The organism is Paraburkholderia sp. Cy-641, assembly GCF_011752945.1.
In the GTDB taxonomy this organism is placed as follows: domain Bacteria; phylum Pseudomonadota; class Gammaproteobacteria; order Burkholderiales; family Burkholderiaceae; genus Paraburkholderia.
In genome coordinates this window covers 1-25,222 of record NZ_VWWM01000054.1, presented here as the reverse complement: position 1 = coordinate 25,222, position 25,222 = coordinate 1, and the positions used below count along the sequence as shown (strand labels likewise).

18 protein-coding genes and 1 pseudogene are annotated in these 25,222 nt (G+C 61.1%); 7 read left to right on the top strand and 12 right to left on the bottom strand.

Annotated features, from left to right (window positions below):
• Positions 1–22: 22 nt before the first annotated feature.
• From F3J20_RS24885 to tssI, 7 genes are all read right to left on the bottom strand, one after another.
• Complete coding sequence (locus F3J20_RS24885) at positions 23–1,687, bottom strand: efflux transporter outer membrane subunit (protein WP_167284829.1); 1,665 nt, start codon at positions 1,685–1,687, stop codon at positions 23–25.
• Positions 1,687–2,913 (bottom strand): efflux RND transporter periplasmic adaptor subunit, encoded by a 1,227-nt coding sequence (locus F3J20_RS24880; protein WP_167284828.1) that lies wholly within the window; start codon positions 2,911–2,913, stop codon positions 1,687–1,689. The genes F3J20_RS24885 and F3J20_RS24880 overlap by 1 nt, the downstream gene beginning before the upstream one ends.
• A 23-nt stretch (positions 2,914–2,936) precedes the next feature.
• Positions 2,937–6,182, bottom strand: a complete 3,246-nt coding sequence (locus F3J20_RS24875; RefSeq protein WP_167043875.1) for an efflux RND transporter permease subunit — start codon at positions 6,180–6,182, stop codon at positions 2,937–2,939.
• Positions 6,183–6,493: 311 nt separating this feature from the next.
• Entirely contained in the window at positions 6,494–7,390 is an 897-nt protein-coding gene (locus F3J20_RS24870; protein WP_167284826.1) for a hypothetical protein, read from the bottom strand.
• Between the two features lie 22 nt (positions 7,391–7,412).
• Positions 7,413–8,309: a hypothetical protein gene (locus F3J20_RS24865; protein WP_167284825.1), complete on the bottom strand. Its 897-nt coding sequence runs from the start codon at positions 8,307–8,309 to the stop codon at positions 7,413–7,415.
• Between the two features lie 22 nt (positions 8,310–8,331).
• Positions 8,332–8,961, bottom strand: coding sequence for a hypothetical protein (locus F3J20_RS24860; RefSeq protein ID WP_167284824.1), 630 nt, complete (start codon positions 8,959–8,961; stop codon positions 8,332–8,334).
• Positions 8,962–8,968: 7 nt separating this feature from the next.
• On the bottom strand, positions 8,969–12,937 hold the full coding sequence (gene tssI, locus F3J20_RS24855; RefSeq protein ID WP_167284823.1) for a type VI secretion system Vgr family protein: 3,969 nt from the start codon (positions 12,935–12,937) through the stop codon (positions 8,969–8,971).
• A 663-nt stretch (positions 12,938–13,600) separates the two neighbouring features.
• Between tssI and F3J20_RS24850 the strand changes: the two genes are divergently transcribed.
• The 7 genes from F3J20_RS24850 (at position 13,601) to F3J20_RS24820 (ending at position 18,155) form a co-directional block, all read left to right on the top strand.
• Positions 13,601–14,347: a hypothetical protein gene (locus tag F3J20_RS24850; protein WP_167284822.1), complete on the top strand. Its 747-nt coding sequence runs from the start codon at positions 13,601–13,603 to the stop codon at positions 14,345–14,347.
• Between the two features lies 1 nt (position 14,348).
• The gene (locus F3J20_RS24845) at positions 14,349–14,645 is read left to right on the top strand and encodes a hypothetical protein (protein WP_167043863.1); all 297 of its coding nucleotides are present in this window, start codon (positions 14,349–14,351) and stop codon (positions 14,643–14,645) included.
• Between the two features lie 118 nt (positions 14,646–14,763).
• Positions 14,764–15,246 (top strand): hypothetical protein, encoded by a 483-nt coding sequence (locus F3J20_RS24840; RefSeq protein WP_167043860.1) that lies wholly within the window; start codon positions 14,764–14,766, stop codon positions 15,244–15,246.
• Between the two features lie 76 nt (positions 15,247–15,322).
• On the top strand, positions 15,323–15,709 hold the full coding sequence (locus tag F3J20_RS24835; protein WP_167284821.1) for a hypothetical protein: 387 nt from the start codon (positions 15,323–15,325) through the stop codon (positions 15,707–15,709).
• A gap of 85 nt (positions 15,710–15,794) precedes the next feature.
• Entirely contained in the window at positions 15,795–16,151 is a 357-nt protein-coding gene (locus F3J20_RS24830) for a DUF4279 domain-containing protein (protein WP_345889920.1), read from the top strand.
• A 186-nt stretch (positions 16,152–16,337) separates the two neighbouring features.
• On the top strand, positions 16,338–16,730 hold the full coding sequence (locus F3J20_RS24825; protein ID WP_167284820.1) for a hypothetical protein: 393 nt from the start codon (positions 16,338–16,340) through the stop codon (positions 16,728–16,730).
• Between the two features lie 333 nt (positions 16,731–17,063).
• Positions 17,064–18,155, top strand: a complete 1,092-nt coding sequence (locus F3J20_RS24820) for a hypothetical protein (RefSeq protein WP_167284819.1) — start codon at positions 17,064–17,066, stop codon at positions 18,153–18,155.
• Between the two features lie 491 nt (positions 18,156–18,646).
• Here F3J20_RS24820 and glmU read toward each other — a convergent pair whose 3' ends face one another.
• The 5 genes and pseudogenes from glmU to F3J20_RS24795 form a co-directional block, all read right to left on the bottom strand.
• A complete protein-coding gene (glmU, locus tag F3J20_RS24815; protein ID WP_167043851.1) occupies positions 18,647–20,008 on the bottom strand; it encodes a bifunctional UDP-N-acetylglucosamine diphosphorylase/glucosamine-1-phosphate N-acetyltransferase GlmU in 1,362 nt (453 codons plus the stop codon).
• Between the two features lie 58 nt (positions 20,009–20,066).
• A complete protein-coding gene (locus tag F3J20_RS24810) occupies positions 20,067–21,284 on the bottom strand; it encodes a polysaccharide lyase family 1 protein (protein WP_167284818.1) in 1,218 nt (405 codons plus the stop codon).
• A 27-nt stretch (positions 21,285–21,311) separates the two neighbouring features.
• On the bottom strand, positions 21,312–23,129 hold the full coding sequence (gene glmS, locus F3J20_RS24805; RefSeq protein ID WP_167284817.1) for a glutamine--fructose-6-phosphate transaminase (isomerizing): 1,818 nt from the start codon (positions 23,127–23,129) through the stop codon (positions 21,312–21,314).
• A 91-nt stretch (positions 23,130–23,220) separates the two neighbouring features.
• Entirely contained in the window at positions 23,221–24,312 is a 1,092-nt protein-coding gene (locus tag F3J20_RS24800) for an SDR family oxidoreductase (RefSeq protein ID WP_167284816.1), read from the bottom strand.
• Between the two features lie 53 nt (positions 24,313–24,365).
• A pseudogene (locus tag F3J20_RS24795) lies at positions 24,366–25,222 on the bottom strand (Vi polysaccharide transport protein VexE); the annotation flags it as partial.

Sequence of the window (25,222 nt, the reverse complement as noted above, 5' to 3'; positions counted from 1 at the left end):
GCGGGCTTCGCGAGATAGCAGGTCAGCGCGCGGGCGCCGGTGTCCGCTGCGGTTGCGCGCTAGCCGACAGGTTGGCTACGTTCGTGACGTTCGCTGCGTTCGCCGCATTCGCGGCCTGTGCGCCGCCGCTACGGCCATCATGACTGCCGCCACTACCGTTGCCATTCGCGCCGCTGCTGCCGGCGCCATCCGTCCCGCCTGCGGCACCTGTACCGCCTGCATCCCAGCCGCCGCCGAGCGCCTTCACGAGCGCGACCGACACCGTCAACTGCTGGCCATGAATCTGCACGTCCTGGCGCTCGCTCGTGAGCAGCGACTGTTGCGCATCGATCACGTTCAGATACGCGACGAGGCCGCCCGAATAGCGGTCGTTCGCGAGCGACAGCAGCCGCTGCGCATCCTCGACCGCCTCGCTCGACTGCTTCGCCGCGCCGTCGAGCACCGACAGTCCGGTAATGCCGTCCTGCACCTGCTGGAACGCGCTCAGCACCGTCTGCCGATAGTTCGCCTCGGTGGCCTTGTAGCCCGCGCTCGCGTATTTGACGTTGGCCGCGCGCCGTCCGCCGTCGAACAGCACCTGGCCAACCGTCGCGCCGAGCGTCCACATCAGCGTCGGCGCGGTGAGCAGATTGGCGAACTCGGTGCTTTCCCAGCCGATGCCGGGCGTGAGCGTCAGACTCGGGAAAAACGCGGCCTTGGCCACGCCGATCTGCGCGTTGGCCGCGGCCATCGCGCGTTCGGCCGAAGCCACGTCGGGCCGCCGTTGCAGCACGTCGCTCGGCACGCCGAGCGGAATGGCCGGCGCCTTGATGTCGACCACCTTCGGCTCGATCGCGAACTGCGGAGCCGGCACGCCGACCAGCGCGGCGATCGCATGCTCGTACTGCGCGCGCTGGTTGAGCAGCAGTTGCGCCTGCACGCGCGTCGCATCGAGCTGCGATTTCTGCTGCAGCACGTCGAGCCCCGACACCGCGCCGAGATCGTGTTCGGAGCTCACGTAGTCGAGCGCTTTCTGTTGCAGCTTGACCGACTGGTTCAGCACGTCGATCTCGGCGTCGAGCTCGCGCAGCGAGAAATAGTCGCTGGCAAGATCGGTCGTCAGCACGAGGCGCGCGTTCGCGAGATCGTCGGCAGACTGTTCCGCCGACGCCTTCGCGCCCTCGACCTCGCGGCGGATGCGCCCGAACAGATCGGTGTCGTAGCTGATCGTCGGCCCGAGCTGGATGTTGTTCTGCACCGTCGATTGCGTCGGCGTCGCGTAGTTCGTGAGCGGCCGGTCGTGCGAGATCCGGAAGCGCGAACCGCTTGCGCCGAGATCGACTTCGGGCACGCGCTGCGCGCTCAGGTTCGCAAGCGTCGCGCGCGCCTGCTCGTAGTGCGCGCTCGCCGCGACGAGCGTCTGGTTCTGCGCGAGCGCCTCGGCTTCGAGCGAGGTGAGCGTCGGATCGGCGAAGCTCGTCCACCAGTCGGGTGCGATCGGCGCATGCGAAGGCGCGGCGACGCGCCAGAACGAATCGGTGTGCCAGTCCGGCGGCACCTCGGCCTGCGGGCGCTGATAGTCCGGGCCGACCGTGCAGGCGGCGAGCAGCGCCGCGCCGGCGAGCGCGCTCAGCGCGGTGAGCGCGCCGCCACACACCCGCTTGCGCGCAGGTTCCCGCGCCCGCTCCCGGCATGAGGCCGCGAACATCACGACGCCTCCTTGCCGTTTTTCCCGGTGGGCTCGATCTGCACGTGATCGCCGTCGGCAATCGAATCGCTCGGGTTGATGATGATGTGATCGGTCAGCGCGACGCCGCTGTCGATTTCGAGCGTCTGCCCGAGGTCCTGCGCGATCACGACTTTGCGCAGGCTCACGTTGCCCTTCGCATCGACGACCGCGACGCGCGGACCTTCGGCGCGAAACAGCAGCGCATTGCTCGGCACCGTGAGCCGCGCCTGGGCGGCCGCGGGCACCGCGACCTGCACGTAGGCGCCGGGCCGCAGCTTGTCGTCGGGATTCGGCAGCGTCACTTCGATTTGCAGCGAGCGCGTCGGCACGTCGATCGCGCCCGACATGTGCGTGATCTTGCCGTCGAACTGCTGCCCCGGCAATTCGGCCTGCGTGACCACCACCTTCTGCTCGACCGCGACGTTCTGCGCGTAGGCCTGCGGCAACTGCACGTAGACGCGCAGCGGGTCCGACTGCGCGAGCGCGAACAGCGCGCGGCTCGTGCCGCTGCCCGCGTCGATCAGATCGCCGACGTCGACGTTGCGCTGCGTGACCACGCCCGTGAACGGCGCGACGATCCGCTTGAACGATTCGAGCTGCTGCAGACGCTTGACGTTGGCATCCGCGGCGGCGAGATTGGCGACGTCCTGCGTATACGTGCTTTGCCGTTCGTCGAGTTCCTGCTGCGAGACCGCATCGCGTTGCCGCAATTGCTGCCAGCGTTCGAGCGAGCTTTTCGCGAGGCCGAGGCTCGAACTGGTCTGCTGACGCTGCGCCAGCGCCTGCGCGAGTTCCTGGTCGATTTCCGGCGTGTCGAGTTCGGCGAGCAGCTGGCCCTGCTTCACGTGCGCGCCGATATCGGCGTACCAGTGCAGCAGATAACCGGTCGAGCGCGCGTAGATCGGCGATTCAACGTAGCCGCGCAACGTGCCCGGCAGCAGCGTGCTGCCGCCGCTGTCGGTCTCTTTCGGCATGACGACGTTCACGTACTGCACGGCGTTCTGCTGCGTGGTCGCCTCGACCTCGCGGCTTTGCAGCACGTTGGCGATCACGGTGCGCAGCGCGCCGAGCGCGAGCAGCACGAGCACGATGCAGACCGCGATCTTCGCGCGTTTCCATTCGCGGTGACGCGGTGGCAGCATGTGCTCCCCTTCTTCGGTTTCCCGCGGGGGAATCGCTAGCGATGCATGGTTTTTTTCGGTCATCTCAGTCAACCATCGTTTAACTTTTACGCGGGCGTCGCCGCGCCGCTATGCTCGGGCGCCGGGCTGCCGCCGCCGTTGCCATTGCTGTCGTCATTGCCGTCATTGCCGCCGTCGTGGTCGCCGCCCTCTTTCTTGCGGCGCGCGAGACGGCCATGAATGCCCGCGAACACGAGCGGCACGAAGAACAGCGTGGATACCGTCGCGAACAGCAGGCCGCCGATCACCGCACGGCCGAGCGGCGCGTTCTGCTCGGCGCCTTCGCCGAGACCGAGCGCCATCGGGATCATGCCGATAATCATCGCGAACGCGGTCATCAGCACCGGGCGGATCCGGCTCGCGCCGGCCTCGAGCGCGGCCGTGAGCGGCGGCGCGCCGGCCGCGAGCCGCTGGCGCGCGAACGCGACCATCAGAATACTGTTGGCGGTCGCAACGCCCATCGTCATGATCGCGCCGGTCAGCGCGGGCACGCTCAGATGCGTGCCCGTGAGGAACAGCATCCACACGATGCCCGCGAGCGCCGCCGGCAACGCGCTGACGATGATGAGCGGATCGACCCACGACTGGAAGTTCACGACGATCAGCAGATACACGAGCACGATCGCCATCGCCACGCCGAGCCCGAGCCCGAGGAACGAGCTGCGCATCGTCTGCACCTGGCCGCGCACCGTGATGGTACTGCCGCGCGGCAGCGACGCGCGCACCTGGTCGACGAGCTTGTCGACCTGATTCGCGACGCTACCGAGATCGCGCTTCTCGACGCTCACGTACAGGTCGATCACCGGGCGGATGTTGTAGTGCGTGATTTCCGCGAACTGCTGCTGCGGCGACACCTTCACGAGGTTGCCGAGCAGCTGCGTCGGGCCGAAGGCCGAGGTCGACACCGGCGTGCGGAGCAGTTCGTCGATCGACGATACCTGGTACTGCGGCGTTTGCACCGCGACCTTGTATTCGACGCCGTTCCGGTTGTTGATCCAGAAGCCCGGCGAAGTCTGCGAGCTGCCCGAGAGCGAAATGAGCACGTTCTGCGCCACGTCGTTCGCGCTCAGGTTCAACTGTTGCAGACGCGTGCGGTCCATGTGCAGATCGATCACCGGCTCGTCGAGCTTCTGCTGGATATGCGTGTCGACCGTGCCGGGAATCAGCCGCACCTGCTTGAGCAGCTTGCTCGCGATGTCGAAGTTGCCCTTCTGGTTCGCCCCGGAAATCTGCACGTCCACCGCGGCGGGCAGCCCGAAGTTCAGGATCTGCGTGACGATGTCGGCCGGCTGGAAGAAGAACTCGACACCCGGGAAACGCTGCGGCAGGATCGTGCGCAGCTTGTCCATATACATCTGCGACGGCTTGTGGCCTTCGTTGAGCGCGATCTGGATTTCGCCGTCGAGCGTGCCGATCGTGCCCGAGTTGCTGTACGACATGTTGATGCCGCTATACGGCAGGCCGAGGTTGTCGAGAATCGTGCCGAGCTCCTTCGGCGGCACGACTTCGCGAATCACTTTCTCCACCTCGTCGGCGAGCCGCGCGGTTTCCTCGATGCGCGTGCCGGTCGGCGCGCGCAGGTGCAGACGGATGTCGCCCGCGTCGACGCTCGGGAAGAAGTCTTCGCCGAGCACGAAGAAGAGCCCCATCGACAGCACGCAGAACCCGAGGAACAGCGTGCCGAACATCTTGCGACGCACGAGCAGGCTGCTCAGGATCACGATGTAGGCCGCGCGCATGCGCTCGAAGCCCGCGTCGAAACGATGATAGACGCGCATGAACAGGTTCGGCTTCGCGCCGGCCTTCGGCTTGTGCGCGTGCCCCATCAGCAGCATCGCGAGCGTCGGCACGAGCGTGCGCGAGAGGATGTACGAGGCGAGCATCGCGAACACGACCGCTTCCGCGAGCGGCACGAACAGATAGCGCGCGACGCCGGCGAGGAAGAACATCGGCACGAACACGATACAGATACACAGCGTCGAGACGAGCGCCGGAATCGCGATTTCGCCCGCGCCGTCGAGAATCGCATCGTGCAAATTGGAGCCCATGTGCAGATGCCGCTCGATGTTCTCGATCGTCACGGTCGCGTCGTCGACCAGAATCCCGACCGCCAGCGCGAGCCCGCCGAGCGTCATGATGTTGATGGTCTGCCCGAGCGCGTGCAGCACGATCAGCGACGAGAGGATCGACAGCGGAATCGAGATCGCGATGATGCAGGTGCTGCGCCAGTTGCCGAGAAACAGCAGGATCATCGCGGCGGTCAGCGCGGCGGCCACCAGCGCCTCGCGCACCACGCCCTGCACGGCCGCCTTCACGAACACCGACTGATCGAACAGCGCGGTGATCTGCAGATCGGACGGCAGCACCGCACGCGCCCCCGGCAACAGCGCTTTCAGCCGGTTGACGATCGTCAGCGTCGAGGCGTCGCCGTTCTTCAGCACCGACATCAGCACGCCGCGACTGCCGTTCTGCCGCACGATGTTGGTCTGCGGCGAATAACCGTCGCGCACGTGCGCGACTTCACGCAGATAGGTGGTCGCGCCGTTGACCGTGCGCACCGGAATGTCGTTGAGCCCTTCCAGCGTCGGCGGCGAGCCGTTCATGTTGACCGTGTATTCCTTCGGCCCGATCTTGGCCGTGCCGGTCGGCAGGATCAGGTTCTGCGCGTTGAACGCGTTGACCACGTCGATCGGCGTCAGCCCCTTGGCGAGCAGCGCCCGCGTGTTGAGGTCGACCGAGATCAACCGCGACTTGCCGCCGTACGGATACGGCACGGCCGCGCCCGGAATCGTCACGAGCTGCGGGCGCAGGAAGTTCAGCGCGGTGTCGTTGAGCGCCTGCTCGGAGAGCTTCGGGCTCGACAGGCCGAGCTGGATCACCGGAATCGCCGACGCCGAGTAACTGATGACGACCGGCGGCGTCGCGCCGGGCGGCATCTGCTTCAACTGCGACTGCTCGACGGCCACGGTCTGCGCGATCGCGGTCTGGATGTTCGCGTTCGGCTGGAGAAACACCTTGATGATCGAGATGCCTTGCAGCGACTGCGATTCGATGTGCTCGATGTCGTTGACGGTGGTGGTCAGACTGCGCTCGTTGACCGACGTCATCCGGTTGGCCATGTCTTCGGCCGACAGACCGGTGTACGTCCAGATGATGCTGACCACCGGAATGTTGATTTCCGGCAGCACGTCGACGGGCGTGGTGAACAGCACGAAGGGCGTCGCCAGCACGATCAGAATCGCCATCACGATGAACGTGTATGGCCGCTTAAGTGCTACGTTGACGATCCACATTGAAACGGGCCAGAGAGAATGCAGGTGGAAGGGAGAGCGAAATCCCGCTTATGCTAGATCGGTAGGACCAACACCTGCATGACACCAAAATGGCTAAATTGTCAGGAAGGTGGATGTAAGGTGATTGGGTGTTTTGCGGGGGTGCGGCGTGGGTGGAAGGTTGCCGCGGATTTAAGGGCGCGCAAACGTTTTTTAATTAGAATTGGGCGCAGTTAAGAGAGTGCTTGCTGATTTGTGGGTGGCCGTCGCGTGAAATATTGCGAAATGTGTGTTCGGTTTTCTGTGGGGTGTTTTTGTATTTGTAAGGTCGGTTATTTCGGGTTTTGACTCTTTGCGGTGTGGTGCTGGTCCAGTTCTTCCGGTGTCAGGTAGATGCGGGTGATCGTCACCGAACGCAGATTGTCGGCTGTTTTCAGGCTGGCGTAGTCAGACGGGTCGTTCCGGCCTTCAAAATAGAAGTCCGCGTAGACGTCGAATGGTGAGTCGGCTGGCAAAGGCAAACGATATGAAAGTCCGACATGGTTGCGGTCGCCGAGAAAGTCGCCCATTCCGGGATTAAAGAAACGGCCCTGTTCTTTTCGTACGCCGTCAATCAGCTCGCCGTATACAAGCCGATGGAGTCCGAGGTAGGTTTCGTAATTTTCCTTTGCGAGGTGGGGTCTGAGATGATCGCTCACCTGCAGCTGAAAATATTTGACAGTGGGCTTGCGGTCAGTCTGCCTCGTCTTATCGAATGCAAATTCAATCGACATCCTATTTCCTGGGTAGTAAATGTAGGAGAGTTCTGAGGCGCTTTCATAGGGACCGTCCTGATATTTTCCAAGAATCCACTGTACATCGTCGAAAGTGATTTCTCCGGCAACCCACCGCAGTCCTGTTTTCATCGCCTGAAGCATTTGTGCCTGCTGCTCATTTGTCATGTCATGTTTTGGCAGCATCACTGGTATTTCACTTTGCCCCATTGTTGAGAGTTGACTGCGATCCAGCAATTGAAGCGAGGCGACTTGCGTTGTAGGCGAGTGCATATTTGCGGCTGCACTGATTATCAGCAATGTTTTGAGGTTCATTTCTCGTCCAATAAATTCCAGCCAGCTCTCTACATAAAGAAGTATCGTTTTGACGAAACAAGGGGCATCGGGAAGCATGGCTTCCAGACGTCCATTGCCGGAAGCAAGCGATACGCTTTTCCTTCGCGTGCCTCGTGGCACGAAATATCCTTTACGTAGATCATCACTCCGGCTTCTGAGTCTTCGCCATGCGGCGTTGGTCAAGTTCCTCTGGCGTCAGATAAATTCGGGTGATCGTCACCGAGCGCAGGTTATCGGCTGTTTTCAGGCTAACGTAATCGGGTGGGTCATCCCGGCCTTCAAAATAAAAGTCCGCGTAGACGTCGAACGGTGAGTCCGCAGACAGCGGCAAACGATATGAAAGTCCGACATGATTGCGGTCACCGAGAAAATCACCCATTCCGGGACTAAAGAAGTGCCCCTGTTCTTTTCGTACCCCGTCAATCAGCTCACCGTATACAAGCCGGTGAAGTCCAAGGTAGGTTTCGTAATTTTCCTTTGCAATATGGGTCTTGAGATTACCATTTACCCGAATCTGAAAATACCTGACGGTAGGTTTACGATCAGTTAGTCTGGTCTTATCGAACGAGAATTTGATCGATACCCTACTGTCAGGATAGTACATATAGGCAAGGGCAGAGCCGGTATCGTAGGGACCGTCCTGATACTTTCCAAGAATCCATTGCACATCGTCAAAAGTAATTTCTCCGGCAACCCATCGCAGACCTGTTTTCATGGCCTGAAGCATTTGTGCCTGCTGTTCATTCGTCATGTCTTGTTCGGGCGGCATCATTGGCATCTCACTTTTTCTCATCGTGAGGGGTTGACTGCTGCTCAGCGATTGAGGCGAGGCGGCTTGCGTTATAGGCGAGTGCATACTTGCGGCTGCACTGATTATCAGCAATGTTTTGAGGTTCATTTCCCGTCCAATAAATTCCAGCCAGTTCCTCGCATAAAGAAGTATCGTCTTGACGAAATAAGGGGCATCGCGGGTAATTGCTTTCAGACACCAATTGCCGGAAGCAAGCGATACGCCTTTCCTTCGCTTGCCTCGTGACACGACATATCCTTTACATAGGTCATTACTCCGACTTCTGACTCTTCGCCATGCGGCGCTGCTCCAACTCTTCCTGGGTCAGATATCTGCGGATGAACATCACGGAGCGCAGGTTATCCGTCGTTTTCAGGCTGGCGTAATCGGGCTCGTCATTCTCGCCTTCAAAATAGAAGTCCGCGTAGACGTCGAACGGTGAGTCCGCCGACAGCGGAAAACGATATGAAAGCCACACATGATTGCGATCGCCAAGAAAGTCACCCATTCCGGGATTGAAGAAAGTGCGCTGTTCTTTTCGTACTCCGTCAATCAGTTCCCCACGTACAAGGCGATGGAGTCCAAGGTAGGCTTCGTAGTTTTCTTTTTCGAGGTGGGTCTTTAGATAATCGCTTACCCGCAACTGGAAATATCTAACCGTGGGATTGCGGTCATTCAGCCTTATTTTATCGAATACAAATTCAATCGACATCCTGTTTCCTGGGTAGTAGACATAGGAAAGACCGGAACCGGTATCGTAGGGACCGTCCTGATATTTCCCGAGAATCCACTGCACGTCTTCGAAAGTAATTTCTCCAGCAACCCACCGCAGACCTGTTTTCATAGCCTGAAGCATTTGTGCCTGTTGTTCACTCGTCATGTCTTGTTCGGGTGGCATCATTGGCATCTCACTTTTTCTCATCGTGAGGGGTTGACTGCTGCCCAGCAATTGAGGCGAGGCGGCTTGCGTTATAGGCGAGTGCATACTTGCGGCTGCACTGATTATCAGCAATGTTTTGAGGTTCATTTCCCGTCCAATAAATTCCAGCTAGTTCTCCACAGAAAAAGGCATCGTCCTCCCACGGCCTACTCAGATAGCCTTGTCCAATGCCATCTGCAAGCATCCTGTCCACGTCGATTGGCGTCCCTCCGGCTCCTGCATCGCTCAATAGCTCCTTTGCTTGCTGGCGCGCACTCGTATATTCACTGCTAAAAGAAATGCTGTCTGATATGTAGCTCGGACGGATATTCTCGCGGTAATACTTGTAAAGCACGAATAGATAAGCTCCTGCAGTCATGCGCTTGATACCGGTCAACGCCAAGTTGTCGTCTGGAATTTTCTGGCTTGAGGCTATGTTGACAACATCCGGCGCTGTTCCATTTTTTGCTACTTCCGCAGGCAACCGAGCTATATCAGGCGTACCACTGAAGTTTGCCGCTTGTTGCTGCATCATTGCGAACATCCAGAACCATTGCTGGCAATGACGTGTCTCGTGATAGATTGTGTTAACGAAATCTGTGAGCTTCGCTACAGCATCCGTCACCCCGGCTTCGAGAGTTTCTTTTGACCGAGTTTCAAAGAGCAGTAGCATCGCGGGACCACTCACGCTCAATGTCCATGACGCAGGATCAAATGTGCCTGCGTCATTGTTCGGCAATGGTTTAGCACTTACTATCACATTAGGTGCGCACGTCTCCGGAATGGCGAAAGAACCCGATGAAGGATCGGTAAGCGCCGATTTGATAACGGAGAGCAGGAGCCCGGCGAGTTTTTTGCATGAATCGGTCTCTAGCGGCAACGTCAATTGAAGCGACGGCCTCTTCCCCTGCCCTCCATAATAGTTATCCCCCCACAACACCTCATCGAGCAACACCTCCCGAATAGCCACCGCGAATTTCCTCGCCTCCGGAAATTCCAGCTGCCCTGGCCGATTCTCATTCGCCTTCGAATAACGCATCCCCCAGTTATACGGACTGCACAGCGCATAGTGAATATCGAATCCCGAGGTCGACGGCTGATCGCCATTGGCTTGCAAAGTACTCGAACCGATTCGATGGCTCTGAACCGCACGCTTTTCAAAAGCCATCTCGGGACTGCCCTCTGAGTGACCAACACGCTCCGCCGACTGCGTCATCATCGGCTGCAAGATCGCCGCGGCATTGCCGCTACCGTCGTTATGCAAAATCTCGACGGTTGCCATCTGCATGGTTTGGGCGAGTACCAGCGCAGTCTCGCCAATCGCGCTCGTGGTTCCCGTGATGACCTGGCCATCGGTCAGCGTCACCCTGTAAGGCTGCTCCGCTATCCGCAACCCCGAGCGGTTGTCGACCAGCACGAAATGTTCGGCGACCTTCGCGAGGGCGAGATCCGTCATGGGAGCCCTTACCGGCACATTCAGCGGGCCGTGCATTGCGCGAGATGCGGCACGAAAGAGCAACGCGCCCTTGGTGTGCCCAAAAATTCCGTTGGGTCCAAGCTCGAATAGCGTGTCGCCGGCCCTCATCAAGATACGCTGCGCCGTCAGCCGGATTTCCTTCTCCTGACTCAGGATATTGATGACCTTCCGCGCAATCAGCTCGATCTCATCGGTCTGCGATTCGACACGCACGCGCCCCGGCGTCAGGATCGTGATCGCCTTCGACGCAAACAGCGCTATCCGCCCACCGATCGACGCGTAAAGCGACTTCAGCGCCGCAATCGCGACACTCCCGCCGGAGGTCAACGCCGTGTGTTCGCGGCTCGCAATGTGCATGCTGGCCGTTGCGCTCAAGTGAACGTTGGCCGCGCTCGAAATCGCGATATCGGGATTTGCAAGTTCGGGGAAGTCGTCGGAATTCGCTGCGGCTTGGCCTCGTAGCGCCGCGTTGGCATCCTTGAGCGCCTTCGATACGTCGCCCTGGTTATCCGCCGCGCTCTGCGCGCCGTGGCGCTGGGCGAGTTGCGCCATGTCCTCGTGAATGCCGCGCGCCTCGGTCAGGCGCGCATGCGTCTCCGACACGTCCTTTGCCTGGCCAGCCGCGTTGGGCCGCGAGAACGTCGTCGCGAGAAGTCCTCGTGCTGCTCGCAGCACGCCCCAACGATCAGTACGCAATTCGAAGCCTTCGCCACGCGCATCCTGCCGCCCCTTGTTGCCGTCGATCCGCGTGATGAAGCCCAGACTCAGGCTCGACTTCGCATGATCGCTCGCAAGCTGCGCCTGCTGTTTGCCGGGTGTATCGTCCAGCGCCAGATGATTCGACTCCGCACCGTGTTCGAGACGCCTGCTGCGCATGCCACTCAAGGCCGCGTTCGCGGGCAGTTGCCAAGGCGGAAGATTGTCGCTGTCCACTACGAATCCCGCGACGACAGGCCGGTCGGGATCGCCGTGAACATGCGAGACGACCACCATCTGGCCGGCACGCCCCGGCGTGACCACGCCCATCTCGCGCCCCTGCGCTTGCGTCACGACACGTACCCAGATCGACCGGGCGCCATCGAACCTGGCCTCGCGGTCCCAGTCGAACTGGATCAACAGACGGTTGCGATAGTCGGTCCACATTTCGTGGTCCTGCGGAGCCACGATAACTGCATATTCATAACCCTCGACGCGCGGTTTCGGCGTTATCTGCGGCAATCGATATGGCTCGCCGACGGGATGCAGTTCGAATTCCGCATTGACCGCATAGGTGCGTCGTGCATCCGCTGACGTACCGACAGTCGACGTGCCGACTTCGGTCATATCCAGTTCGCAGGCCAGCACGACATATTCGCGATTCGCGGCTGCCTGCGGATAGTTCGCCAGCGTGAAGGTGCGGCCCGGCTCGAGCCCGCGCAGATGCCCCTTGCCCTTCGCGCGCAGCCCCTTGCAACGCGCCGCCTGCAACTTCACGCGCGCCAGATGCCGGCCCTCCTCGTGCATGTCGTGCTGCTCAGTCGTGGAACGCGTTTCGGGCTGCGCGAATTCGGCGGGCGCATAGATTTCGATCTCGCCATTAGCCGTGCCGCTCGTGTCCTCGTGCGCCTCGCGGCTCGCCACCCGCCCCTTCCCGAGGCGAGGCCGCATGTAGTTGTGATCGTTGACGGTCGCCCTGCCCGCCGTCGCGGTGTACGTCACGGCCAGTTCGCCGATGTGCTCCTCGTCGATCCGGCTGCCCGTGTGATAGCGCAACGTTTCATAGGCGACGCCATGCCGCTCGAATCCGCCCGACGTGTCGGAGATTACGAGGCTGTGAAAATCCTTCCGGTGCTCGAACCAGAACACCAGACCCCACTCCTCCATCAGACGAAGTGCGAACGTCCAGTCCGACTCCCATGCCTGCCGGACCATGTCGCGCGGCGGATAGTAAGCCTTGCCGCCCCACGGACCGCCGATACGCCATTCGATCGTGCCCACGTACTTCGCGAGAACGTCCCGCAGCACGTCCGTCACCGAACCGCTGAAAATGCGCGAATCGCAGTTCTGCGTCGCTTGCCATACGAAGGGGCGCAACACGAATTCATAGACGGCCGCGCGATCTTCCACACACCGGATGCGCGCCGAGACAATCTCGCCGCTGATGTAACGCGTATCGGCGCCGACATTGGCGCGCCCGATCTCGCCTTGCTCGCCCATGAAAGACGTACCGATGCCGGCAAGCTGAATCGCGACGGTGCCGTGGAGTCCGATGATCGGCTCCAGATCGATCTGCGCGGCGTCGGCCGGATTTTGCAGAAAGCCAGGCTGGCTCTCGGCGACGACGACGTATTCGAACAGTTCGCCCACCGCCTCGCGTCCCCTGATACTGCGCGCGATCAGCATCGGCTCGCTGAACGCCTTGCCGCCTGGCCCGCGTCCGACCATTTCGGGAAGCGCGGGACAGGTGAACTCGATGTCGCGCGTCTGGACATCCCATTTCATGCGCGCCTCAGGCATCGATATGCATGGCGGCGTGCGTGCTCGCGTCGCCCACGTGCGCAACGGCCACGTCGCGGTGGATAGATAGGCTCTTCGCAATGAGCGATCCAATGCCGCGTGCGTGCAAGAGCGGTTGCCGCTCCGGCGATATAGCCACCGTGTTTGGCTCCGTGTTTGGCTATCTCGCCGGAGCGGATCATGTCCTTTCCGCTTGTGTCTTTCACCATTGCGCTCCTGAGAGTGATGAGGAAACACGCAACCACACGGGTAGGGAAATCGAGCGATCCCTGCGCGGGGCCGGCCGCGTGAATCTGTTCCCCAAACGCCCGAACGGTTTGCAAAGCTCACTAGCAAACCATTCAGGAACCCTCAGGTCAACGCAATCAATTCGAGATAGAGACGCTTTAACGAAGGCAATCGCATGAAACGTTGCGAAGAGTGACGGGCACGTTGTTGTGCCGGGCGAAAGGATAGGTGCTCTGGTGCCGGTGCGTTCTGGCCGAGGCGTGGTGCGGGTGCGTGCGCGGTGCCGCGTGGCGGGTCGATTCGCGAATCAATGTTATCGACTGTGTCTGTTCTATAGCGCCATTCTTTGCCGCGTGTTACGTATACGGGCTTCGGATTTCAGATCAATCGGGAGACACATGTTGTTTGGATTGCAGACAGATGGCGATTGACTTCAAGGTCGGGGGGCATCGGAATTGCACGCTCTTCACGCGGCGGGAATACCACGGCGATACCTTTAGCGATAAATCACGCGCCGGCCGCCAGCTCATTACTTCGGCAAGCGCACGGGATCTCACCCATGACACGCGCCAACTGGCGCGACTTGTCGAGTTCATGCGCCATGCGCCGGGCTGTGCATACGTGAGCAGCGCCGCGCCGAATCAACTCGCCCGGAAACTACGAACCGCCGTCGAGGGCGGCGATGTGATTGCGGTTGCAATGGAACTGCGGATTGCAAGTGGACGTAGTGTGCGTATCGAACAGCCGCCCCGGCCGTACCATGAGACCTTCTCGCCGTCGCAACTATTCCGGCCCAAGCAACGCGTGGCGCGCACTGCTCGCTCGCTTGAGCGCCCCAGATTGCCACGGCTATCATCCGATGATGACCTCGCGATCTGGTTCTCCCGACCTGGAGACGTGCTGCCGGATGGAACGATCGCCATGCCGGTATCGACGCCGCGTGGTGATGCGCAGGCGTTTAAGTTCAGAGAGAATGCGCCACTTGGTGACGTGCGTGATCTAGCCGCGCGTGGCGTAAGCGAAGCAGACGAGGCCGAATGCTACGCTGACTACGAGCTGGATATGGAGCAGTGTCAGGTTGCGATCGCGATGTACAGAGACCCCCGTACTTACTCGCTTTGCGCGCAGCGGGCATTCGGAAAATACCAGCAATGCAGAGGACACTGATATGACGAAACCTCCACGAGCAAGCATCGTTTTTTATGATGAGGACACACAACAACTCAAGATGTGTACGGTATTGCGCTCACGCGTTCAAGCGGCCATTGACCGGTCGACGGCGCTTACCATCCCGCCCGATGTACCGGAGCACTCGGAAAAGCCATTGACAGACGAAGATGCCCGAAAACTCGGCGGCATGCTCATGTTAATGCAAGGATTTTCCAATCCGGAACTACGTGAACGACTTCAAATTACAACGGACGAGCCTATGGACTGGAACGCGCCCTTACCTTCGAGCGAGTAACACCTGACATTGTGGCCACGTCGGTATCGACGCCGCTCGGCAATGCTCAGGCGTTCGCGTATGTGCATAGCGGCCGAAATCGCACGCCCACAATCGGAGTCCTCAACGGAATTGTTCTATGGACACGAAAGAGGAAATCACGCGACGCCTGACGGCGTTGGTTGGCCTTAACGTTAGCTGGGTCAGCCACGCTGCGGATATGTTGACGATGCAGTTTGGGCCGCAGCGGCAGTACACAACGTCGAGAGGGACTGTCCTGGAAGGTGGTGCATTTGCGCTGCACGTCCAATGCTCATGGCGACTGGAAGAAGGTGGCCGGGTTGTCGCGACGGAAGATGATCTGCGTGGGCCGGACGAAAAGGCGCACGCCAGCGCTGATTGCCTTCGAGGAAGTCTGGTTGATCGCGGCCCGGTGCTCGTCGAGGCGGTGTCCGTGGACGAGGCGGCTAGCATCGTACTTTTCCTGTCTCGGGACTTTCGGCTCATCGTTACACCAGATGGTGCCGAAGACGATGAGGACTGGCGTTTTTTCGCGCCGGGCGTGAGCGGGCCGCACCTTGTCATTGAAGGCGGCAGGATTACGCCAGAATCATTTACCTAAGATGCGATCGACAGCAAAGAACGAGTACTCGCTTCAGACCGATCTGGAGATGTGCCGCATCGGAATTAATTGATCTATGGACACACTCAAGCAATACGAATTCTTCCACGACTGGTATTTGATCGGTATCTCGGCAGACATGGACGCCAGGATCGTGGAACTGCTATTGATGCTCGACGACATAGCACAGCAAGCGCGCGTGATCTTTCAAGGTGCATCGCGTTGCCTCGTCAATGACTTTCTGATTCAGAACATCGTCTACGATGCGAAGATTCTCCGTGACCATGATTCCACCGAATACAAGCAAGCACTCGAATCGCTAGAGAAATCCTATTTTGGAAAAGCATACTATCAACCCAAGCCGATAGCCGTTTTTTCGGCCACACTGGGTGCCGATCTACTGGTTGAATTCGACTCGTTCGAAATCAAGCCGGTTTCGCCTATGGCAGTTACGGCTGCATGATCGGAAAACGACCAATATGACGAAGCCTCCCAATGGCAAATGGTTGGACAACATTCACACCTACACGCCGTGAACGGGACACCAAATGAAACCACAGCACCAACTCGCCCACGCTTCGTTCAATATCTATCAGGACGTTGAGCCGCGTGAATTCTGGACAAGCTATTTCGCTGTCGTGCCGAATACCGCGGGCATAAAGGGCGAACGTTTCATCACGCCATCAGGGCGCATGAGTGCCGGTGCGCTGCGCGTCGGCCTCTGGAGTATCAGCAGTAAGAAAACCGTACAGAGTGACGCGCTGACACCTCATCTTCGTTATCTGGTCGAACGCCTGGCATTGCCTCGGGTTGACCTCTTTGAGTTGCTCAAGCGCACGAGCGCGCAGATGCGCTTTTTGCTATTGAGACAATGCGAGTGGAAACCGAGTGCCCGATGTGCCTGACGACATTCGGGCGACGATGCAAGCGCTGGGAGGCACGGTGGAGATTGACGAGTATCGCTAAGCAACCTGTCGATATGTCTATCCAGCTTCTTCGAGTGCCTCACCCGTCATCGCGCACGGAGCGCCGCGGGATTTAACGATGACGACGAAGGCGTGCCCATCTCCATGCCCCATTGGTAAATCAATATGACAGATGAAATATTGAAGACGCGGAACTATTTTCACGATTGGTATCTGGACAGCGTAGTCATTGGCCCGAATACCGAGCCCCGCACGCTGACGCTTGGTCTGTACCTCGCCAACAGGCGCGCGGCGGTCACGTTCAATGGCGTAACGTGTGTTTCAGTTGAGCACCTTGGCTTACTGAATATCGTCTACGGCATTCACATCGTTGCCCCCGACGACGAGAAGCACGCGCGGGCCAGTGCAGTGCTCGAAGCAGGTGAGCAGCTTACGGACAGGAAAGCCGCCTTGCTTGCTTTCGTCTACGCCACTCTGGGCGCCGAACTCGCGATTGAGTGTGACTCGATCGAGGTCCACGAGACCGACGGCGGAACATTGGACCCTCTGTTCCGGTGACCGAGATCTCGGAGCGTTCGCGTCAACCCATTGCCAGGATGACCCTATCTTGACGATTCTGACAGGCTTGCCTGACATCAGGTTGGTATACCTCAGCCTGTCACAATGGCTCGATCAAGTTGAGACGGTGGCCACACCCGCAGAACTTCGCATCCTCGGTCTTGAATTCGCCTTCAGCCACAAACGGGAAAACGCGGCGTGTTAGTGTTAATAACTCAACTTGAATGCTGCTCCGGCGTTACACGCAAAATCGATGGCCCACTGCCGGTAAAGTGGCTGATTCGTTGTTTTGAGGGTAACGCCGGTTTGAACCGCTAATTGAGACCAGCCTCAATGACCTCATCGATTACCCGGACACTCACCAGCATCCCATCTGCTGTCGGTCATGACAGCAATGCAGAGGCAACGCCGTCCAGACCGGCGCCAATAAAAACATCTAGCGCGTCGCCCGACGCTCGTTTTCTGGACCTGCCTTCCTTTCAACGAAGGACTGACAGCCAGGCGAATCGGCCAACGCTCGCGACGCTTCCCGACGACATATATCGGGAGATAAGCGATCACCTGCCGCTGCAAGATGTCGCCGCGCTAGCGCAAAGCCGCCTCCGCCCATTCAAAGCGTTAAAGCCTTTGAACGACGCTCACTTGTGGGCCAATAAGGCTGGCTCGTTGGATCTGGACAATCTACTGCAACTGATGGGCACGCGCGGGCTCAGCCAGTCGAACATGCAGCAGACGAGCATCGCCCAGCTAGCCCCGGTACGCCACGAAGAAGTTTTCAATCGGACCGCCACACCCCTGCTGAAGCTGCTGAATGCGGATCCCGGCAAGCTTCAGGCGCAAGATCTGCACGACAGCATCGTCACGGTAGGCAACATGCGGCCGGAAGAGATGCGCGGCGTTGCGACAGGGGCAGTTGCAAGTTTGCTGTCGCGCGTGCAGCCGAGCAAATTGCAGCAAACCGCGTTCGACCAACTTGAGAAGTTAGTCGGAACATATCCGCCGGAGAACCGGTCGCCGACGCTGATGAGCCTTAGCGCCAATATTTTCAAGTTGCCGCAACCGGCAAGCCCCGACTCGCTGCAGTACGCCGCTGGCAATCTGAACAAGGTACTGGCACATCTCGAAGCAATCGACGACACGCAACGCGGCCCCATCCTGCAAACGCTGATCGCTCAGTTTCCCACCTTTGTCTTAAACCACGGCGACTGGAAAGCACGTTTCGATGCAACAATTGCAGCAACTCGTGAGACGTCGCCACAAACCCAAGCGCTGGTGCGGTCGGCATTCGAGGGGTTTCTGCGCACATGTGAGCCGCTTCTTGCACAGAGAGAAGCCTTGCCTGGACACCCGAGGGTGTTCGTTACAGGTGACGAGTATCAGGATGCGCAGAGGCTGGTCAGCGAGTTGAATGCGAATGCGGCATAAGTGGCGCACAGGGAGCGGAAATTGAAAGCGACTTGTCATGACTGATCCGCTGAGCGAGTGTGTTTTCTATGTCATCGAACAACAGCTTCGCCAGAGGTTTCCGATATTATTTGGGTGCTGCGCTTGAGGAACACGGTAGGTTTGGGGATACGTCAGTATTAGCGTACGAAAAGTCCGTTTCTTGAGGGCCCCCATAAGACGCCCGCAAACTCGGCGGCATGCTCATGTTAATGCAAGGATTTTCCAATCCGAAGCTACGTGAACGACTTCAAATTAAGACGGACGGGCCCATGGACTGGAACCCGCCTTTGCCTTCGAGCGAGTAACCTCTTTCGTCGGCCACACCGGTATCGACGTCGCTCGGCGGTACGCAGGCGTTGTCTATCAGACCGATATACCTGGTGGCAATGCCGAGCAACCGGCGAAATCAACGGTCAACGAACGATATGCAGCCAAGATGTTCTGATAGCGGCATGTCAAGCGCTGCCCCCTCAACTCTTCCTCCTCACCGCCCGAACATACCCTCCCCTCTCAACCTGCATCTTCCTGTCGAGCACAAGCACCCCCTCAGCCACATCCTTCCGCACCGTCGTCCCCGCCGCAATGGTCGCGCCTCGTCCCACGCGCACCGGCGCGACGAACTGCGTATCCGAACCCACGAACACGTTGTCCTCGATAATCGTGCGATGCTTGTTCACACCGTCGTAGTTGCAGGTGATGGTGCCCGCGCCGATGTTCACGCCCGCGCCCACGTCGGCGTCGCCGAGGTAGCTCAGGTGGTTCGCCTTCGAGCCGGCACCGACGCGCGCATTCTTCACCTCGACGAAATTGCCCACGTGAACCTCGTCGGCAAGCTGCGCGCCGGGGCGCAAACGCGCATACGGTCCAAGCACAGCATGCGCGCCGACCTCTGCATTGTCGATGTGCGTATAAGCGTCGATACGCGTTCCCGCGCCAATCGACGCGCTACGGATCACGCAGTTCGGCCCCACGGTGACGTTGTCCGCCAGCGTCACCTCGCCCTCGAACACGCAGTTGACGTCGATAAACACATCGCGCCCGCACGTCAGCGAACCGCGTACGTCGATCCGCGCCGGATCGGCCAGCGTAACGCCCGCGACCAGCAGTGCCTCCGCCACGTTGCGTTGATGCACGCGCTCCAGTTCGGCGAGCTGCTGCTTGCTGTTCACGCCGAGCGTTTCCCATGCGTGGTCGGGCTGCGCGGTCACGGCCGGATAGCCGGCGGCAATCGCCGCTTCCACGACGTCGGTCAGGTAATACTCGCGCTGGGCGTTGTCGTTCTTCAGCGTGGCGAGCCAGCCCGCGAGCGGCGCGGTCGGCGTCACGATAATGCCCGTGTTGATCTCGGCGATCTTGCGTTCCGCTTCGCTCGCATCCTTCTGTTCGACGATGCGCGCGACCTTGCCCGCCGCGTCGCGCACGATGCGCCCGTAGCCGCTCGGGTCGTCGAGCGTAACGGTCAGGATGCCGTAGCGGTTTCGGCCCGCAGCCTCGACGAGGCGTTCGAGCGTCAACGCGCGCGTCAGCGGCACATCGCCGTACAGCACGAGCGTGGGCACGTCCGCATCGAGCAGCGGCAGGGCCTGTGCGAGCGCGTGGCCCGTGCCGAGTTGCTGGGCCTGCAGCGCGAACCGCACGTCGGGCGCGCCGACCGCTTCGCGCACGGCCTCGCCGCCATGACCTGTCACGACGACGAGGCGGGTCGGCGAGAGCGCGCGGGCCGTATCGATAACGTGCGAGAGAAGCGGCTTGCCGGCGAGCGGATGAAGCACTTTCGGCAGCGCGGAGTGCATGCGTTTGCCCATGCCGGCCGCGAGAATCACGATATTCACGAGGATGACCGTTTGCGAGTGTGGTGAGTGAAAGGAGACGGGGGAGAGCGCCGCATCGTCAGTGACAAGGCACGCGCAGCGTCTGTCCATCGGTATTGCCGGCGAACTGGCGGATTTCGTCCGCGAGTCCCAGCGTCGGTTTGTCGTACTTGTAGCAGTAAGGCACGGCTGGCACCTTCTCCGGCTGATAGCTCTGCAAAACCGCCCTGGCATCGCGCAGATAGAGATTGTCCCTGACCAGCAGAGACGCGCGATAGTCGCTCCCGCTCGCGTAAAGCTGGGCCGTCTGCTCGAAATGCTTCTGGTCCGATCCGCCGTTCGGCAATGCGCTTCTCGCCGGCGCCCCGGCGATGTAGTCGCAATAACGCGCCTTTACGCCCTCCACTGTCGGGAAGAACTCCGGCTCCACGCAACGGCGATCCGACGTGTTGCTGAAGATGTTCCCCTCCACCAGCGCCCGTGCCTGCAGGCTAAAGCTCATGCCGTAAAAATCCCAGTTCTCGAGCAGGTTGTTGAAGAGATGAAACGTGCCGAACTGCGCACGCGGATTGCGCTGCACGGTATTCAGGAAGTAGCAGTGATGGACCGTCACGCGCGCCACCTTGTCGCGCCCGTAATTGGCGAACAGGTTCTTCGACGTGATGTTGTTCAGCAGCATGACCTTGTCGTCGTCATGAAACTTGACCCACGACACCGTCACGTCCGTCGAGCCGTTTTTTACGTTGAGCAGGCGATCGGCGAAGCGCGAAAGATCGAGATGGTCGATCCAGACATCGTGCGAATAATTGGCTACGTTGATGGCCTGCGAAAACGTCCGCAACCGTCCGTCGATGGTCAGATGCGTGACGATCACGTTGCTGCTGCCGTAAATGCCGAGCCCGTAGTCGAGCAGCGTCACGCGATGGCCGCGGCCGTCGATCGTGACGTTGCCCGGCACGCGCAGTTGCGAGCGCAACGCGATGGTCATGTCCGACGCGAAGCGGATCCAGCGCCGCCCGCCGGCGTGAGCGAGCGCGTCGCGCAGCGTGCCCGGTCCCGCGTCCGCCCCCGACGTTACGGTCACGACCTCGCCGCCCTCGCCGCCCTCGCCGCCCGTCGCCGCGCGCCCGTAACCCTCGCGCTGCGCGAGCAGATCGGCGACGAACGGGCACGCCGCGTTTGCGCTCGCGCAACTGCCGCCGGAATCCGCGAACGCCGCACGCGGCGTCGCGACCAGTGCAAGGCAAACGAGCAGCCACGGCCGCCACCTTCTTATGATGCTTGAGTCGATCCTCATGAACCTTGCCTTGATGGGGAGTCCAACTTACTCGACCGTGACCGACTTCGCGAGGTTCCGCGGCTTGTCGACATCGGCGCCACGCGCGCACGCGGTGTGATAGGCGAGCAACTGCAACGGCACCGTGTACAGAACCGGCGACAGCACCCCGTAATGCGCCGGCAGGCGAACGACATGAAGCCCCTTTTCATCGGCGATGCGCGTGTCCTTGTCGGCAAGCACGTAGACCTCGCCGCCGCGCGCCCGCACCTCCTGAATGTTCGACTTCATCTTCTCCTGCATCTCGTCGTCCGGCACGATTGCGATCACGGGCATGGCCGCCGTCACGAGCGCGAGCGGGCCATGCTTGAGTTCGCCGGCCGGATAGGCCTCGGCGTGAATATAGGAAATCTCCTTGAGCTTGAGCGCGCCTTCGAGCGCGATCGGATATTGCAGCCCGCGCCCGAGGAACAGCGCATGCTCGCTGGTGGCCAGCTGCTTCGCCCATGCGGCGATCTGCGGTTCGAGCGCGAGCGCCGCCGTCAGCATCTGCGGCAACCCATGCAACTGTTGCAGATACTGCGACTCGCGCAGCGCCGTGACGTGACCGCGCTGGCGTCCGAGCGTCACGGCCAGCATGAAAAGCGCCACCAGTTGCGCGGTAAACGCCTTCGTCGAGGCGACGCCGACCTCCTGCCCCGCCTGGGTCAGAAAGCGCGTGCCGCACAGCTGCACCATCGCGCTCGACGGCACGTTGCAGATCGTGAGCGTGCGGGTCTGGTCGAGCGACTGCGCGTACTTGAGCGCGGCCAGCGTATCGGCGGTCTCGCCCGACTGCGAGATCGTCACGACGAGCGCGCGCGGGCTCGCCACCGGTTCGCGATAGCGGTACTCGCTCGCGATCTCGACATCGGTCCTGATCTTGGCGATCGATTCGAGCCAGTACTTCGCGACGAGACCCGCGTAGTAGCTCGTGCCGCAGGCGAGTATCTGGATGCTGTCGATGCCGTCGAACGTCGCGGGCGCGGCCTCGCCGAACAGCTCGGCCTTGAACGCTTCGACACCGCGCGTGGTCGCGGCCACCACGGCGGGCTGCTCGAAGATTTCCTTCTGCATGTAGTGCCGGTAGCTTCCGAGCTCCACCGCCGCGTTCGCGACGCTCACCTGCTGGGACTCGCGCACGACCGGCTTGCCGTCGCGCGCCACGATGCGGATCGATTCGCGCGTCAGTTCGCAGACGTCGCCGTCGTCGAGAAACATGAAGCGCTCGGCCTGGCCCGTCAGCGCGAGCGCGTCGGAGGCGAGAAAATTGCCCGCCTCGCCGGCGCCGATCAGCAGCGGCGAGCCCTCGCGCGCGCCGACGATAAGGTCCGGCCGGTCCTCGTGCACCACCGCGATCGCGTAGGCACCGTGCAACCGTTGCACGGCCTCGCGCACCGCCGCGAACAGGTCGCCGTCATAGACGCTGTGGATCAGATGGGCGATGACTTCCGTATCGGTCTGCGACACGAACTCGTAGCCGCGGCCGGCGAGTTCGTCGCGCAGCGATTCGTAGTTTTCGATGATGCCGTTGTGGACCACCGCCAACGCATCGCGGGACAGCATCGGATGCGCATTGCGGATTTCCGGTGCCCCGTGTGTCGCCCAACGCGTATGAGCAATGCCGCTCGCGCTTTCGAGCCCCGCGCGGCGCAGCCGCGAATCGAGGTGCGATACGCGCTCGATACTACGCATCCGTTCAAGACCCCGCTTCGAATTCACGGCGACGCCGCACGAATCGTAGCCGCGATATTCGAGGCGCCGGAGACCTTCGACCAGCACCGGAACAATATTCTCTCGCGCAACCGCACCAACAATGCCGCACATGACTGTTTCCTTTTCTCGTGTTGGGGCGTGCTTTCACGCCCATGCCTGAGTGTGTGTTATCGATTGACGCGACCTGCCGCATCGGGCCGACTCAAGCCGGCGACCGCTCGCCCGCGATGAATGCGAGGTACCAGGAGAGCGCTTCCGTCATGCCGCGCCTCAGATCGAACAGCCCTGAGAAGCCCAGCTCCCGTACCGCCTTCGCGATGTCGGCCTGCGAATGGCGCACGTCGCCCGCGCGGAACGACTGGTAGACCGGCTGCTTCGCGTAGTGCACGCCGTGCGTGGCGAGCCCGGCCTGGATGATCGAGAACAGGTCGTTGAGCGTGGTGCGGCCGCCCACCGCGACGTTGTACACGTCGCTCGCGGCGAGGTCTTCCTTCAGCGCGGCGCGCAGGTTGGCCTGCACGACATTGCCCACGTAGCAGAAGTCGCGGCTCGTTTCGCCGTCTCCGTTGATCTGCACGTCGTCGCCCGCCAGCATCGCCGCGATCCATTTGGGGATCACCGCGGCATACGCGCCGTCCGGGTCCTGACGCGGGCCGAACGCGTTGAAGTAGCGCAGGCCGATCGAATGAAAACCGTAGGTGCGCGAATAGACGCTCGCATAGAGTTCGTTGACGAGCTTCGTCACCGCATACGGCGAGAGCGGATTGCCGATGCGCTCCTCGCGCTTCGGCAGATTGGGTTCGTCGCCGTAGGTCGAGCTCGACGCGGCATAGACGAAGCGCCGCACGCCGGCCTGGCGCGCGGCGTCGAGCATCGACAGAAAGCCGGACACGTTGACGTCGTTGGTCGTTTTGGGGTCCTTCACGGAGCGCGGCACCGAGCCCAGCGCCGCCTGATGCAGCACGTAGTCCACGCCGGCGACCGCCTTCGCGCACGAGTCCGCGTCGCGAATGTCGGCCTCGTGGAACGCGAACCGGCTCCAGGCCGCCCCGCCGACCCGCTTCTTCACTTCGTGCAGGTTGTGCCAGTGGCCGGTGGCGAAATTATCGAGGCCGCGCACGTCCTGCCCGAGCAGCAGCAAGGTCTCGACGAGATTGGAGCCGATAAACCCCGCGGCGCCGGTGACGAGCCAGCAATAGCGCTTTTCCTGCAACAAGGTTCGCAGCCCATCCTGCGTTCCGTCCTGTAGCCATGACGGCAAGCCGGCTTGCGCCGCGGTTTCGTTCTGTTTCATGTTTGCTTCTCCACGTTCTGCGTAATCTTCTACGTAATCGTTAGTGAACCCAATCAACCCTTGTCCGTCGCCGCATTCGAGCGGTCGGCCGCCACCACGTGCCGCCAGAGCCCGCCGCTCAGGCGCAGGTTTTCCGGCTGCCCGGCGAGATGGCCGCGCAGATGCGCGAGCCATTCGTGCTGCCATCGCGCCACGTAGTCTTCGAGCGTTTCGCCGTCATGCGGCTCGGAGAGCCGTTCGAGCGTATGCACGATGCGGCCCCGCTCCCATCTGGGCGCATAGAAAACCGAGGGCAGTCCGAGGCGGTAGCTCGCGCGCGCGGCGAAGCTCGACCACGTGATCTCCTGGCTCTCGAACGGCACGCGCGCCGCGGCCGGATTGAGCGCGCCATCCACGGCGAGACACACGGCATGTCCTTCCTGCAGCGCCTTGAGGCTGGCCTTCACGACCTGCACTTCGGTCCTGTCGCTCGTCGAGATCAGCGAGCGGGCGTAGTGGCTGCGGCTGATACTCGGCGTCGATGCGACCCAGCGCGACGGAATGTCGAGCAGATCGAGCGCCATCAGGCCGCCGTACAGCGGCCCCACGTGGGCCGTGGCGAGCACGAAGCCGCGTCCGCCCTCGCACAGCGGCTCGAAGAACTGCTCGGCCTCGTCGAGGTTCGCGAGCAGTTCCATCGCTTCTTCCGCGCGATCCTCGCGGCATTCGAGCCAGTCGAGCAGCAGGTGGTCGGCGAGATAGCCCCATTGCGCCGCGCGCTCCCAGTCCTCGCGCGACAACGCTTGTGTCGCCGCTTGTGCTGCCGCTTGTGCTGCCGTTTGTGTCACCGCCTGTGTCGCCGCTTGCGCCGCAGGCTGTGCCGCCGCCGGCTCCGCGCCGGCTTCGCCGCTCGCGCCGCGCAGCGCCCAGA

Bases quoted from the DNA above. Each gene is read 5' to 3' on its own strand.
- F3J20_RS24830 (WP_345889920.1), top strand. From the start codon at position 15,795: ATGAAACCACAGCACCAACTCGCCCACGCTTCGTTCAATATCTATCAG.
- F3J20_RS24810 (WP_167284818.1), bottom strand. From the start codon at position 21,284: ATGAGGATCGACTCAAGCATCATAAGAAGGTGGCGGCCGTGGCTGCTC.
- F3J20_RS24840 (WP_167043860.1), top strand. From the start codon at position 14,764: ATGGACACGAAAGAGGAAATCACGCGACGCCTGACGGCGTTGGTTGGC.
- glmS (WP_167284817.1), bottom strand. From the start codon at position 23,129: ATGTGCGGCATTGTTGGTGCGGTTGCGCGAGAGAATATTGTTCCGGTG.
- F3J20_RS24875 (WP_167043875.1), bottom strand. From the start codon at position 6,182: ATGTGGATCGTCAACGTAGCACTTAAGCGGCCATACACGTTCATCGTG.
- F3J20_RS24860 (WP_167284824.1), bottom strand. From the start codon at position 8,961: ATGATGCCACCCGAACAAGACATGACGAGTGAACAACAGGCACAAATG.
- F3J20_RS24820 (WP_167284819.1), top strand. From the start codon at position 17,064: ATGACCTCATCGATTACCCGGACACTCACCAGCATCCCATCTGCTGTC.
- tssI (WP_167284823.1), bottom strand. From the start codon at position 12,937: ATGAAATGGGATGTCCAGACGCGCGACATCGAGTTCACCTGTCCCGCG.
- F3J20_RS24845 (WP_167043863.1), top strand. From the start codon at position 14,349: ATGACGAAACCTCCACGAGCAAGCATCGTTTTTTATGATGAGGACACA.
- F3J20_RS24885 (WP_167284829.1), bottom strand. From the start codon at position 1,687: ATGTTCGCGGCCTCATGCCGGGAGCGGGCGCGGGAACCTGCGCGCAAG.
- F3J20_RS24835 (WP_167284821.1), top strand. From the start codon at position 15,323: ATGGACACACTCAAGCAATACGAATTCTTCCACGACTGGTATTTGATC.
- F3J20_RS24880 (WP_167284828.1), bottom strand. From the start codon at position 2,913: ATGACCGAAAAAAACCATGCATCGCTAGCGATTCCCCCGCGGGAAACC.
- F3J20_RS24800 (WP_167284816.1), bottom strand. From the start codon at position 24,312: ATGAAACAGAACGAAACCGCGGCGCAAGCCGGCTTGCCGTCATGGCTA.
- F3J20_RS24850 (WP_167284822.1), top strand. From the start codon at position 13,601: ATGGCGATTGACTTCAAGGTCGGGGGGCATCGGAATTGCACGCTCTTC.
- F3J20_RS24825 (WP_167284820.1), top strand. From the start codon at position 16,338: ATGACAGATGAAATATTGAAGACGCGGAACTATTTTCACGATTGGTAT.